Source organism: Massilia sp. Masssp94, from assembly GCF_059491305.1.
Window position 1 is genome coordinate 876073 of record NZ_CP168501.1, and the last position, 13791, is coordinate 889863.

Annotated in this window: 11 protein-coding genes; 8 read left to right on the forward strand and 3 right to left on the reverse strand. The window is 64.3% G+C overall.

The window, feature by feature from the left end; translation table 11 throughout:
• The first annotated feature begins 85 nt into the window (after nt 1-85).
• A complete protein-coding gene (locus ACEN9G_RS03745; protein ID WP_413343153.1) occupies nt 86-1351 on the forward strand; it encodes a nitronate monooxygenase in 1266 nt (421 codons plus the stop codon).
• Between the two features lie 106 nt (nt 1352-1457).
• Nucleotides 1458-3851, forward strand: coding sequence for a sensor domain-containing protein (locus ACEN9G_RS03750; RefSeq protein WP_413343155.1), 2394 nt, complete (start codon nt 1458-1460; stop codon nt 3849-3851).
• Here the strand turns inward: ACEN9G_RS03750 and ACEN9G_RS03755 are convergent, their stop codons facing one another.
• Complete coding sequence (locus tag ACEN9G_RS03755; protein WP_413343157.1) at nt 3852-4790, reverse strand: exopolyphosphatase; 939 nt, start codon at nt 4788-4790, stop codon at nt 3852-3854.
• A 222-nt stretch (nt 4791-5012) separates the two neighbouring features.
• On the opposite strand from ACEN9G_RS03755, the gene ACEN9G_RS03760 reads away from it, so the two are divergent.
• The 4 genes from ACEN9G_RS03760 (at nt 5013) to ACEN9G_RS03775 (ending at nt 9677) form a co-directional block, all read left to right on the forward strand.
• Nucleotides 5013-6410 carry a sensor histidine kinase gene (locus ACEN9G_RS03760; RefSeq protein ID WP_483127705.1) on the forward strand — a complete coding sequence of 466 codons (1398 nt, stop codon included), beginning with the start codon at nt 5013-5015 and terminating at the stop codon, nt 6408-6410.
• 70 nt (nt 6411-6480) lie between these two features.
• On the forward strand, nt 6481-7260 hold the full coding sequence (locus ACEN9G_RS03765; RefSeq protein WP_413340583.1) for a LytR/AlgR family response regulator transcription factor: 780 nt from the start codon (nt 6481-6483) through the stop codon (nt 7258-7260).
• Nucleotides 7261-7338: 78 nt separating this feature from the next.
• Entirely contained in the window at nt 7339-8490 is a 1152-nt protein-coding gene (locus tag ACEN9G_RS03770) for a PAS domain-containing sensor histidine kinase (RefSeq protein ID WP_413340581.1), read from the forward strand.
• A gap of 164 nt (nt 8491-8654) precedes the next feature.
• A complete protein-coding gene (locus ACEN9G_RS03775) occupies nt 8655-9677 on the forward strand; it encodes a porin (RefSeq protein ID WP_413340580.1) in 1023 nt (340 codons plus the stop codon).
• A 75-nt stretch (nt 9678-9752) separates the two neighbouring features.
• Here the strand turns inward: ACEN9G_RS03775 and ACEN9G_RS03780 are convergent, their stop codons facing one another.
• Both ACEN9G_RS03780 and ACEN9G_RS03785 read right to left on the reverse strand, forming a co-directional pair.
• Nucleotides 9753-10409: a class I SAM-dependent methyltransferase gene (locus ACEN9G_RS03780; protein WP_413340578.1), complete on the reverse strand. Its 657-nt coding sequence runs from the start codon at nt 10407-10409 to the stop codon at nt 9753-9755.
• Between the two features lie 4 nt (nt 10410-10413).
• Entirely contained in the window at nt 10414-11355 is a 942-nt protein-coding gene (locus tag ACEN9G_RS03785; protein WP_413340576.1) for a CysB family HTH-type transcriptional regulator, read from the reverse strand.
• Between the two features lie 161 nt (nt 11356-11516).
• Between ACEN9G_RS03785 and ACEN9G_RS03790 the strand changes: the two genes are divergently transcribed.
• Nucleotides 11517-13205, forward strand: a complete 1689-nt coding sequence (locus ACEN9G_RS03790; RefSeq protein ID WP_413340575.1) for a nitrite/sulfite reductase — start codon at nt 11517-11519, stop codon at nt 13203-13205.
• Nucleotides 13198-13776, forward strand: a complete 579-nt coding sequence (locus ACEN9G_RS03795; protein ID WP_413340572.1) for a DUF934 domain-containing protein — start codon at nt 13198-13200, stop codon at nt 13774-13776. Before ACEN9G_RS03790 ends, ACEN9G_RS03795 begins: the two co-directional genes overlap by 8 nt.
• The last annotated feature ends 15 nt before the right edge of the window (nt 13777-13791 follow it).

Here is a 13791-nt window from a genome sequence, read left to right on the forward strand (position 1 = left end):
TCGACCCGTCCCCGCGTGGGGTAAAATGCGGGGCGTGCGAACACGCCGGTCGGCGGCGTTACCTATAACAACGAGTTGAATAGCAATGAAACGTGTTGATGATTTCCGCCTGCGTTTGGGCAACAAGGAATATGTGCCCATCATGATCGGCGGAATGGGCGTGGATATCTCTACGTCGGAGCTGGCCCTGGAAGCGGCCCGTCTGGGCGGTATCGGCCACATTTCCGATGCGATGGTGCCGGACGTGTCGGACCGCAAGTTCGACACCAGCTTCGTCAAGGAAAAGACCAAGCTGTACAAGTTCAACATCAACAACATGGACAAGTCCGTCGTCCAGTTCGACCTCGACCGCCTGGCCGAGGCGACGCGCCTGCACGTGGGCGCGACCATGGCGGCGAAGAAAGGCGATGGCCTGATCTTCGTGAACTGCATGGAAAAGCTGACGATGAACGCGCCGAAGGAAACCCTGCGCACCCGCCTGTCGGCGGCGCTGGACGCGGGCATCGACGGCATCACGATGTCGGCCGGCCTGCACCTGGGCTCGTTCGAACTCATCAAGGACCATCCGCGCTTCCGCGACGCCAAGCTGGGCATCATCGTCTCGTCCGTCCGCGCCCTGCAACTGTTCCTGCGCAAGGTGTCGCGCCTGAACCGGCTGCCCGACTACGTGATCGTGGAAGGCCCGCTGGCCGGCGGCCACCTGGGCTTCGGCATGGAAGACTGGAAAGACTACGACCTGCACACGATCATGGACGAGATCCATGCGTACCTGGCCGCCGAAAAACTCGATATCCCGCTGATCGCCGCCGGCGGCATCTTCACGGGCAGCGACGCCGTGTCGTTCCTCGAAAAGGGCGCGGGCGGCGTGCAGGTGGCGACCCGCTTCACTGTCACCCACGAATGCGGCCTGCCGGATTCCGTCAAGCAGGAATATTTCCGCGCCAGCGAAGAAGACATCATCGTCAACGGCGTCTCGCCGACGGGTTATCCGATGCGCATGCTGAAGCAGACGCCGGCGATCGGCTCGGGCATCCGTCCCGGCTGCGAATCGTATGGCTACCTGCTGGACGCGACGGGCAACTGCGCCTACATCAATTCGTACAACCGCGAGGTGCAGGCGAATCCGGGCCAGAAGAACATCCAGGTGTTCGACAAGACCTGTTTGTGCACCCACATGCGCAACTTCAATTGCTGGACCTGCGGCTCGACGACGTACCGCCTGAAGGACACGACGCACAAGCTGTCGGACGGCACCTACCAGATCCTGTCCGCCGAGCACGTGTTCAAGGATTACCTGTTCAGCGTGGACAACCAGGTCGCGCTGCCGCCGCGCCAGGAAGCGGCCGCCTGACCGCTACCATAATCGACGAAAGGCGTGCTGCGGCACGCCTTTTCTTTTGGCGGAACGGAAGTACGGCCAGGCGGTCCAACGGGTTCCATCGACACCGGGAGCCGGCATGCACGAATCCGAACCGCCCAGCCGGTGCGTCTTTCTCACCGACGAGACCGGCACCATCCAGGCCTGGAACGACGGCTCCGCCGCGGTGTTCGGTGTGGCGGCCGGGCAGGTTCTCGGCCGCCCTGTCACCACGTTGTTCACGCCGCCGGGACGCGATGCCTGGAGCGTCGGCTGGCGCGCCCTCACAGGCCATCCCGAAGGGGCCGAAGTCCACGTCGAGCTCATGTGCGCGCGGGGACGCGTATTCGAAGGCACGCTGACGCTGGCGCCGCTGGTCGACGGCGAAAGCCACTTGCGAGGGTGCGCCGTCGCCGTCGCCACGGGCCGCATGCGGGGCGGCACGGAAGCCGAACGGGTCGCACGCACGCCGCTGTCCGACATCGTGGATACCTTCCCCGGCACCTTTTACGTGCTCAACCGTGACGGCCGCTTCGTTCTCTGGAACCGCAACCTGGAAAAGGTCACGGAGATGACGCCGGACGAACTCGGTGCCACGCGCGCCCTCGACCTCATCGAACTGCCCCAGCGCGCGCCGCTGGCCAACGGCATCCGCGCCGCGTTCGACGACGGCGGCGAACTGAAGCTTGAGATCGACTTCGTGTCGCGCAGCGGCCGCGAGACGCCCGTGCTGCTGAACGGAACGAAGATCCGCTGCAACGGCGGCGAATACCTGTTTGGGACGGGCGTCGACCTGGCCGAACGACGCGCGCACGAACAGCAACTGCGCCTGCGCGAACGTGCCCTGCACGCGGCCAGCAACGGCATCCTGATCACCCGGCTGGACCACGGCCAGAGCTTCATCGAATACGTGAACCCGGCCTTCGAGCGCATCACAGGTTACGCGGCGGACGAAATCATCGGCACCGACCCGCGCTTCATGGCCGCACCCGGCATGGACCTGGCGGAGCGGGCCCAGCTGCGCGACGCGATCGCGGCGCGCACGGGCGCCAAGGTCGTGCTGCGCAACCTGCGCAAGAACGGCGAGCTGTTCTGGAACGACCTCTCCATCACGCCCGTGCAGGACGAGCACGGCGAAGTCACGCACTACATCGGCGTGCTCACCGACGTCACCGCGACCATGCTGCGCACGGCGCACCTGGAGCACGAGGTCAACCACGATCCGCTGACGGGCCTCGCCAACCGCAACCTGCTGTGGGATCGGCTGGAGCAGGCGCTGCATCTCGCGCAGCGCCACAAGTCGCTCGTGGCCACGGTGCTGATCGACCTCGACAACTTCAAGACCATCAACGATACGTTCGGCCACGAGGCGGGCGACGTCGTGCTGAAGGTCGTCGCGCGCCGCCTGCAGGCGTCCGTGCGCGACAGCGACACGGTGGCGCGCATGTCCGGCGACGAGTTCGTGCTGATCCTCGCCAACCAGCCGTCGCTGCGTTTTACCCTGCGCATGGTCGAACGGCTGCGCCAGAGCTTCGCGATCCCCGTTGCCTTCAACAACCGCGAGATCCCCGTCGGCGCCAGCGTGGGCGTGTCGCTGTACCCGCACGACGGCGGCACGGCGGCGGAGCTCGTGCGCGCGGCCGACCTCGCGATGTACCACGGCAAGGGCAGCGGCCGCAACGACGTCCATTTCTTCTCGGCCGACATGAAGTCGACCACGGAAGCGAAGCACCGCATCGAATTGGCGCTGCGCGACGCGCTCGACCACGACGAACTGTTCCTGCTGTACCAGCCCCGCGTGGCCGTCGCGACCCGGCGCGTCGCGGGCTTCGAGGCGCTGCTGCGCTGGCGCCACCCGGACCAGGGCGTGCTGTCCCCTGCCGGCTTCCTCGCCGAGGCCGAGGAAAGCGGCGTGATCGTGCCCATCGGCCAGCGCGTGCTCGACCAGGCCTGCGCCTTCGCGGCCCGGTTGCGTGCGGCCGGGTACGTGAACGTGCCCGTGACCGTCAACGTCTCGCACCGCGAATACAGCCAGCCGGGATTTCTCGCCGGCCTGTCCGACCGGCTGACGCGCCACCGCCTGCCGCCGCGCAGCCTGCAGCTCGACCTGCGCATCGATGCGCTGATCCGCAATCCGGCACTGGGCCAGGAACTGGCGGAACAACTGCATACGATGGGGGTCGACCTGTCCGTCGACGGGTTCGGGGCGGGCCTGTGCGACCTCGGCTATCTGCAGCAGCTGGCGGCCACCCAGGTCAAGCTGGCGCACACGACGGTCCAGACGCTGGACGGCGGCGGCCGGGCCGTGGCCAAGAGCCTGATCGACATCGGGCACAACCTGAACATGGAAGTGGTGGCCGAGGCCGTGGAAACACGGCCCCAGCTGGATTTCCTCACCTCGCATGGCTGCGACCACATCCAGGGCATCTGGATCAGCGAGCCCCTCGCGGCGGAGGCGGCGCAGCGCATGCTGGAGGAACAGCAGCCGGCGTGATCAGCCTTCGTTCGTGATCCGCCTGACCAGCGCGCCGAGCACGTCTTCCGCCATGTCGTTGGCCACCTGGCACGTCCCCGCATTCTCGTGCCCGCCACCACCGTACTCGAGCATCAACGCGCCGATATTCGTCTTCGACGTACGGTTGAGAATCGATTTGCCCGTCGCGAACACCGTATTCTGGTTCTTCAGGCCCCACAGCACGTGGATCGAGATATTCGTCTCGGGGAAGAGCGCATAGATGATGAACCGGTTGCCCGCATAGATCACGGGTTCCTCGCGCAGGTCGAGCACGACGAGGTTGCCGTGGACCTGCGCGCAGCGCCGGATCTGCTCCTTGCACAGCTCGCTGTGCTCGAAGTACAGCCGGGTACGCTCCTGCACGTCAGGCAGCTGCATGATCTGGGCGATCGTGTGGTTGCGGCAGTAATCGATCAGGTCCATCATCAGCTGGTAGTTCGAGATGCGGAAGTCGTGGAAGCGGCCCAGCCCCGTACGCGCATCCATCAGGAAATTCAGCAGGTTCCAGCCCTGCGGATCGAGCACTTCCTCGCGCGAGAAGCGCGCGGCGTCGGCCTTGTCGACGGCATCCATCATGTCGCGCCAGGCGGCCGGGAACGCGCGCGTGGCGCCGTAGTGGTCGTAGACGACTCTTGCGGCCGAGGGCGCCTTCGGGTCGATGACGTGATTGTCGCGCCGGCCCGTGTTGCGGATCGTTTCCGATAAGTGATGGTCGAATGCAAGGTGCGCGCCGGCAACGTACGGTAGATTCGTCGTGATATCGCGCGCACTGATCGCGATCTTGCCATCCTGCATGTCCTTCGGGTGGACGAACAGGATCTCGTCGATCAGGTCCAGGTGCTTGAGGAGGACGGCGCAGACGAGGCCGTCGAAATCGCTGCGGGTAACGAGGCGGTAACGCTTGGGAACGGCAGACATCGGCAAACCCCTTTCATGTCGAGAATGAAGCATGGGCTGGCGCAGCCAGGACGTCGTTCATCATACCGCGCAATATTGCTAATTAACAGTTTTTCCATACGTCATCACGGCGTCATCAACCTGTGCATTCCAGTGCCCGAAACGTGCAGGCTGTCGCAAAGGGATGGCCGGCGCTCATGCCAGCGGTTACACTCGCCGCACCTTCTGAAAAAGATAAGTTTCATGCAAACACGGCGTTCTACCCAGCAAACTTTCTCGAATACCCTGTCGGCACTGTACCAGGCCTTCGACGCGGTCGCGACGTGGGTGACGCAACTGTCGTGGTGGAAGTTCTTCCTGTTCGCCGCGCTCATGCTGGTCTCCGGCAAGATTCTGCAGGACGAATTGTTCTCCAGCAGCGAAGAAGAGATCACGCGCACGGAACACAGCGCACGCCGGCCCGAACCGACCGTCACGATCGACGACAGCGGCATCCACATCAATCCGGGCAAGAACAGCCGGCGCGGCACGATCACGATCAATCCGGAAATCGAGGCGGCCAAGGCGGAAGCGGCGGCCAAGGCCGCGGAAGCGGCACACGCGGCGGCCGAGGGCAAGACCGACGAGGCGCAGGCAAAGGCCGACGCCGCGGAACAGGCGGCCGACGAGGCGCAACACGCGGCCGACCCCGCCGCGCCCGCCGAGCCCGCGCCGCCGGCACCGCCGGCACCGCCCGCCCCGCCCAAGGCGCCGGTCACGAAGACCCTGCGCGGCGCCAACGGCGAAGAGGTCCACATCGACCTGCCGCCGCAAATCGGCGAAGAATTGTCCAACGCCATCGAAGCGGCCGTCGACGACGCGGCCGAAGCAAAGGCACGCAGCTATCACAAGCAGGCGTCGACGTGGTTCACGAGCTTCGTCTGGCTGCTGATCCTCGCCCTGTTCGGCACGAAGGCGCTGGTGGGCGGCAAGAAGCGCGCGGAGGCCGAGATGCAGTCGGCCACGGCCGCCGCCGAGCGCGAGTCGATGCAGCGCCAGCTGTCCGAAGCGAAGATGCAGGCCATGCAGGCCCAAGTGGAACCGCACTTCCTGTTCAATACGCTCGCTTCCGTCGAGCACCTAATCGAGACCAATCCGCCGCGCGCATCCGCCATGCAGCGGACACTCATCCAGTACCTGCGCGCCGTGCTGCCGCAGATGCGCGACAACAACCTCGTCACGAACCTGGGCCGCGAAGTCGACATGGTCAAGTCCTACCTCGACCTGCTCAAGATGCGTATGGAAGAACGCCTGACGGTCGAACTGAGCGTGCCGGACGGCCTGCGCAGCGCGGCGTTTCCCCCGATGATGCTGCAATCGATGGTCGAGAACGCGATCAAGCACGGCCTCGAATGCAAGCCCGAGGGCGGCCACCTGGCCGTCAGGGCGGAAGTGGTCGACAGCAAGCTGCGCGTGACGGTCGCGGACGACGGCGTCGGCTTCGGCGTCATGCCCAGCAAGGGCACCGGCCTGGGGCTGTCGAACATCCGCGAGCGTTTGAAATTGCTGCACGGCGAGGCGGGCCAGCTGCACATCGCGGCCAACAGCCCGACCGGGGTCATCGCCACCATCGAGGTCCCGTACCAGCTTGCACCGAAGTAAGCATTTCGGGTATTGCCTGTACCGACGATTCGTTGAATAATCGACACTCCTTCACTGCCTGCCCCCGACCATGCCTACCGCTATCATTGCCGACGACGAAAGACTGATGCGCGACCTGCTGCGCACCCGATTGTCCCAGGTGTGGCCGGATCTCGAGATCATCGGCGAAGCGAAGAACGGCGACGAGGCCGTGCAGCTCGTCGACGACCTGAAGCCCGACCTGACCTTCCTCGACATCCGCATGCCGGGCAAGACGGGCATGGAAGCGGCGCGCGACATCGGCGACGCCAGCCAGGTCGTGTTCGTCACCGCATACGACCAGTACGCCGTGGAAGCGTTCGAGCGGGGCGCCATCGACTACGTGCTGAAACCGCCCGAGCCCGAGCGCCTCAAGATCACCGTCGAACGCCTGAAGGAACGCCTGGCGACGCCCGCGCAGGCGGCCACCGCGTCCGTCAATGTCAGCGACACGGTGACCGCGATGCTGTCCCAGCTCGCCGAAAAGATCGCGGCGCCGAAGCCGAAATACCTGCAATGGATCCAGGCCAGCATCGGCCAGGACCTGCGCATGATCCCGGTCGAGGAAATCCTGTTTTTCCGTTCCGACGAAAAATATACCTGCGTTCAAACGGAGAAATTCGAGGCACTGATCCGCAAGCCGGTGCGCGACCTGGCCGAAGAACTCGATCCGTCGCTGTTCTGGCAGATCCACCGCGCCACGCTCGTGAACGTCAACGCCATCGAAGGCGTGACGCGCGACATCCGTGGCCGCCACTTGGTGCTGATCAAGGGCCGCTCGGAAAAACTGGAAGTCAGCCGCAGCTTCCTGCACCTCTTCAAGCAGATGTAAGTCAAGCCAGCAGTTTGCACGGCGGGTAAGGTAGATGCCAGATCCGCACAGCGGGTTGTTTTCTATCAAGCAAGTTGAATGAAACGCCCGCGCCGCCCCCGCGCTTCCGGCAGGACCGCAACCTGGCTTCTGGCCGGGTTCGCGGCCGGCTATTGGCTGGGCCGGCGCTTCCGACAGGAGCCCGACACCGTGCAGGCCAGCCGCCAGATCGTCAACCACGTCAGCGAAGCCATCATTTCCGCCGACCAGTCGAACACCATCGTCATGGCCAATCCGGCCGCGGCAGCCCTGTTCGGCACGAGCGTCGAGCAGATGGTAGGGAGTCCGCTGGGACGCTACATCGAGTCGCCGAACGCGGACGTCGACGAACCCGTGGACTATTTCCGCCCCGGCAGCGGCCGCGCGGGCCGCCGCGCCACCGACTACACGGTCATGGGCCTGCGCGGGGATGGCGAACGCTTCCCCATCGAGGGTTCCATTTCACGCACCAACGGCAACGCACCGTTCTACACGGTCGTCATGCGCGACGTGAGCGACCGCAGCCGCGTGCAGGAAAAACTCACGCGCTCGCACGACCAGCTGCGCCAGCTGTCCGCCGCGCTGCAGACCATCCGCGAGGAAGAGCGCACCCACATCGCGCGCGAACTGCACGACGACCTCGGCCAGCTGCTCGCATCGCTGCGCATGGACCTCACCCTGCTGCAACACGCCGACGGCACGCCCAGCGAAAGCCTGCGGCTGATGCGCGGCATGGAAGACAATCTGCTGACCGCGATCACGTCGCTGCGCCGCATCGCCACCAACCTGCGTCCGCGCGCGCTCGACGAAGGCGGCCTGTATTTCGCGCTGCAGGGCCTGCGCGACGATTTCATCGAACGCTACGCGATCCCCACCACGCTGCTGGCCGACGAGGCCGAGCTGCGCCTTGACGACACGGCCAGCACGGCCATCTTCCGCATCGTGCAGGAAGCGCTGACGAACATCGCCCGCCATGCGCAGGCCACCCGCGTCATGATGAATCTGTTCCGGCTGAACAGCGACCTGCTCATCACGATCCGCGACGATGGCCGCGGGATCCGTCCGGAAGACATGGAAAAGGCGGAATCCCTGGGCCTGATCGGCATGCGCGAACGGGTCTGGGCGATGAAGGGCGAGATCTCGATCGGCGCCGACGAGCCGCACGGCACCCGTATCGACATCGTGCTGCCGCTGCACGATCACCTCGTGTAATCCTGTTGTCACACATTGATGACAACAGAAGTGAAAGTAGGCGTGGTAATTTCGCAACATTTCACTGTGTCATCAAATCGACATATCGCTTCGATAAGATGCCTGCCAATCAAGCAATAGACCACATTGTTTGAATCGTCCGACATCTTATTGGAGAATCCTGAATGCAAGTCAAACGCCTGGCCGCAGCCGTGGTCGCCCTCACCCCCCTGTTCGCCGCCGCCCAGACCAACGTGACCCTGTACGGTGTCGTCGACGCCGCCATCGAGTCCGGCGACGCCGGCAATCCGGACGGCCGTCACACCAACGTCCAGTCGGGCAACCAGTCGGGCAGCCGCTTCGGCTTCCGCGGTTCGGAAGACCTGGGCAACGGCCTGAAGGCCATCTTCAACCTGGAAGCGGGCGTTGCCGTCGACACCGGCGCGCAGGATTCCTCCGGTCTGTTCCAGCGCCGCGCCGTCGTCGGCCTGGAAGGCGCCTTCGGTACCCTGACGCTGGGCCGCGAATACTCGCCGATCGCCGTCGTGGCCGGCGCCTCCGACGAATTCGGCCAGGGCTTCTACGGCACCAACCTGTCGGCCTTCGGTTCGGGCAAGGTAACCCGCCGCCTGGCCAACTCGGTCAACTACAAGAGCGCGTCGTTCAACGGCTTCGACCTGCTGGCCACGTATTCCGCCGGCGAAAAGACCACGGGTCCGTCGGGCGACCTGAAAGGCATCGGTGCCGAATACAAGATGGGCGGCCTGTACCTGGGCGCCGCCTACCACACGCTGAAGCGCGTTTCGTCGGGCAACGACAAGGAATACGGCGCGGGCGCCGCCTACACGTTCGCCGACGTCGGCGGCCTGGAGATCAAGGCCAACTACCTGTCGGCCGATCCGGACGGCGCGAACAACAAGTTCAAGCAGTACAACCTGGGTGCCGGCTACCCGTTCGGCCCGAGCAAGGTCTACGTGAACCTGCAGCAGAACAAGCTGGAAAACGGCGCCAAGGGCAATGCCTGGGCACTGGCCTACAGCTACTCAATGTCGAAGCGCACGAACCTGTACGCGTCGTACGCCAACATGAACAACAACGGCCTGGCCACCTTCGGCCTGAACTCGGGTTCGAACAACCTGACCCCAGCCGCGACGTCGCTGGGTGGCGATCCGTCGGTGTTCACCGTCGGCATGCGCCACTCGTTCTAAGTACGCCGTCATTCGCGTGGGCTCGGGGAGCCCACCCTACCGATGCGCGTAGGGTGGGCACCCCGTGCCCACGCGTCATTTCAGCCGGCAGGTCAACAGCCAGTAATACGTCAGGCGCTCGATGCGGATCTCGCGCACCTCGCCGCCCAGCCGCTTGCGCAGCGCGCTGTCGGCCGGATAATTCTTCGGCAACTCGAACCGCTCGCCGTCCGGCGCCGCGACGATTTCATACGTATTGCCTTGCGCATCCGTGCGCGCGATCGTCGTGCTGCTGCCCTCGACGTAGGCGTCGTCCAGCAGGATCAGGGAAACGTCGGAGCCGAGCCGCACGCGCAGCTGGGCCAGCAGCGCATCCTGCTCGTCGCGCTTCAGGTGCGACCACCAGAAACCGATGAACACGCGGGAAAACGTGCCCAGGTCCTCCGGCAGGTCCAGGCCATCCACCTTGCGGAACGCTACCTTGCCCTCCGGGAAGCGGCGGGTTGCAGCGCGGGCGATCATCTCGTCGAGGATATCGGTGGCCAGCACCTTGTCGGCGTTGGCGGCGATCACTTCCGTCCAGTAGCCGGTGCCGCAGGCCAGTTCCAGCACGGTCTGCCCGCGCACCAGTTGCGCGATGCGTTCGCGTACCTTCGATAAGTCATTGGCGCGTTCCGCCCGCGACAGCGCGGCGTCGGCCGCCTGCGTGCTGCTCGCGTAGTAACGCGCGACGGGGTCATTCTGTCGATTCATGGTATTAAAGCTCGTAATTTTCACTGGTGCCGCGCATGGCGGACTCGACCATCTTGCGGTTGAGCGTGGGGGCCAGCAGCTCGATGAACGTATAAATATAGCTGCGCAGATAGGCGCCCTGCTTGACGGCCACGCGCGACACATTCATGCCGAACAGGTGGCCCACGGGAATCGCGCGCAGGTTGCGGTCGCGTTCCTGGTCGAAGGCCATGCCGGCGATGATGCCGATACCCATGCCCAACTCCACGTACGTCTTGATGACGTCGGCGTCGATCGCTTCCAGCAGGACGTCCGGCTTGAGGTTGCGCAGTTCGAACGCATGGTCGATCTTGCTACGGCCCGCGAAGGCGGCGTCGTACGTGATCAGCGGGTAGCCCGCGATCTCTTCCAGCGAGATCGCCTTCGATTTCGTCAACGGGTGCTCGTGCGGCACGACGAGGACGTGTTCCCATTGATAACACGGCAAGGTGATCAGGCCGTCGACCGCGGCAATCGATTCGGTCGCGATGGCGAGGTCGGCCTGGTCGTTCTTGACCATGTCGGCGATCTGGCGCGGGTTGCCTTGCAATAAGGACAACCTGACTTTCGGGAAGCGCTGCATGAACGCCTGCACGACCTTGGGCAGCATGTAGCGCGCCTGCGTGTGCGTGGTGGCGATGGTGAAGCTGCCGCTGTCCTGGGCGGCGTATTCCTTGCCGATGCGCTTGAGGCTGTCGATCTCCTGCATGATCAGCTCGACCGATTGCAGGACGAGGCGGCCCGGTTCCGTCAGGCCGCGGATGCGCTTGCCGTGACGGGTGAAGATGTCGACCCCGAGCTCCTCTTCCAGCTCGATGATGGCTTTCGACACCCCGGGTTGCGACGTGAACAACGCCTTGGCGGCGTCGGTCAGGTTGTAGTTCTGGCGGACCGCTTCGCGCACGAAACGTAGTTGGTGTAGGTTCATTGCCCTTATCTTGTCAATCTGATGCCGCATTTTACAAGGATGCTTATACCGCAGGCTCATATAAGCAAATAAATTCTCCGTCGTTTGGAATATAGCTGGATTTTATTAATATTCGGGATAGTTTGGGTCAGGATTGGCCCGCCCCCTTAGGAATCTTGCCCATGTACCGTTACGACCAATACGACCATCTCATCGTACGTGAACGCATCGCCCAGTACCGCGACCAGGTACGGCGCCGTCTCGCCGACGAGCTGACCGAAGAAGAATTCCTGCCGCTGCGCTTGCAGAACGGCCTGTACATGCAGCGTCATGCCTACATGCTGCGCATCGCCGTGCCGTACGGCCTGCTGTCGACGGCGCAGATGCGCATGTTCGCCCACATCGCCCGCAAGTACGACCGCGGCTATGGCCACTTCACGACGCGCCAGAACATCCAGTTCAACTGGATCGAGCTGGAACAGACCCCGGACATCCTGACCGACCTGGCCTCGGTCGAAATGCACGCGATCCAGACGTCGGGCAATTGCATCCGTAACACGACGACGGACGAATTCGCCGGTGTCGCCGCCGACGAGATCGTCGATGCGCGCCCGTACGCGGAAATCATCCGCCAGTGGAGCACGTTCCACCCCGAGTTCATCGCCCTGCCCCGCAAGTTCAAGATCGCGATCAATGGCGCCGTGGAAGACCGCGCCGCGATCGCCGTCCACGACATCGGCCTCACCGCCGTGCGCAACGACGCCGGTGAAGTCGGCTTCAAGTTCATGGTTGGTGGCGGCCTGGGCCGTACGCCGATCCTCGGCAGCGTGATCAACGACTTCGTGCCCTGGCAGCACCTGCTGACGTACACGGAAGCAATCATGCGCGTGTACAACCAGTTCGGCCGCCGCGACAACAAGTACAAGGCCCGCATCAAGATTCTGGTAAAAGCCGTGGGCGCCGAGGAATTCGCGCGCATGGTCGAGGCGGAATTCGCCGACCTGAAGGATGGTCCGGAAACGCTGACCCGCGAGGAAGTCGAACGCGTGGCGCAATGGTTCAATCCGAAGCCCTACCTGACCCTGCCCAGCATCGATCCCCGTGCGGAGCATGCCGACAACAAGGCGTTCGCCAACTGGCTGCAGCGCAACGTCAAGCCGCACAAGGTGCCGGGCTATGCGTCCGTCGTGCTGTCGCTGAAGAAAACCGGCGTGCCGCCGGGCGACGCGACCGCCGAGCAGATGGATTTCGTGGCCGACCTGGCCGACAAGTACAGCTTCGGCGAACTGCGCGTGACGCACGAGCAGAACCTCGTGCTGGCCGACGTCGAGCAGGCCAAGCTGTTCGAGATCTGGCAGCAGGCGAAGGCCCGCGGCCTCGCGACGCCGAACATCGGCCTCTTGACCGACATGATCTCGTGCCCGGGCGGCGACTACTGCTCGCTGGCGAACGCGAAGTCGATCCCGATCGCGGCCGCCATCGCCGAGCGTTTCGACAACCTGGACTTCCAGCACGACATCGGCGACATCGAACTGAACATCTCGGGCTGCATCAACGCCTGCGGCCACCACCATGTGGGCCACATCGGCGTGCTGGGCGTGGACAAGGACGGTTCCGAGTGGTATCAGGTATCGATCGGTGGCGCACAGGGCAACGAGTCGGCCATCGGCAAGATCATCGGCCCGTCGTTCTCCGCACCGCAGATGCCGGAAGTCGTCGGCCGCCTGCTCGAGGTCTACGTGAAGAATCGCGTCGAGGGCGAACGCTTCGTCGACGTGGCGCAGCGCCTCGGTGTCGCGCCGTTCAAGGAACATGTGTATGCCACGCCGATCCCGGCCGGCGCATTGGTTGGGGAAGACGAATATGCCTAATTTCGAATTGCACTCGCACAAGCAGATCATCAAGCACCGCGAGGTGGTGGATGACGATTGGAGCGTCCTGAAACTCGTCGAAGACGGCACCCCGGAAACCGTTGAAGTCCCGGCCGGCAAGATCATCGTCCCGGTCAAGGTCTGGCTGGCGCAGCGCGAGCAGCTGCTGGGCCGTGCGGAGCGTCGGGAACTGGGCATCTGGTTCGCGTCGGACGAGCTGGCCACGACGGTCAAGGACGACCTCGACAAGTTCGCCGTCGTCGCCATCGACTTCCCGAAATTCAGCGACGGCCGCGGCTACTCGATCGCCTACAACCTGCGCAAGCGCCTGGGCTACCAGGGCGAGCTGCGCGCGATCGGCGACGTGCTGCGCGACCAGCTGTTCCAGATGTACCGCTGCGGCTTCAATGCCTATGCGACGCGCCAGGACCGCAACATCCATGACGCACTGAAAGGCCTGACGGTATTCTCGGAAACGTACCAGGCGGCGGTCGACAACCCGCTGCCGCTGTTCCGCCGCCACGAGCGCGGCGCGTTGCCCGAGCACAGCGACGTCGGCGCCGGCATCTGACGATCAAACAAGGAA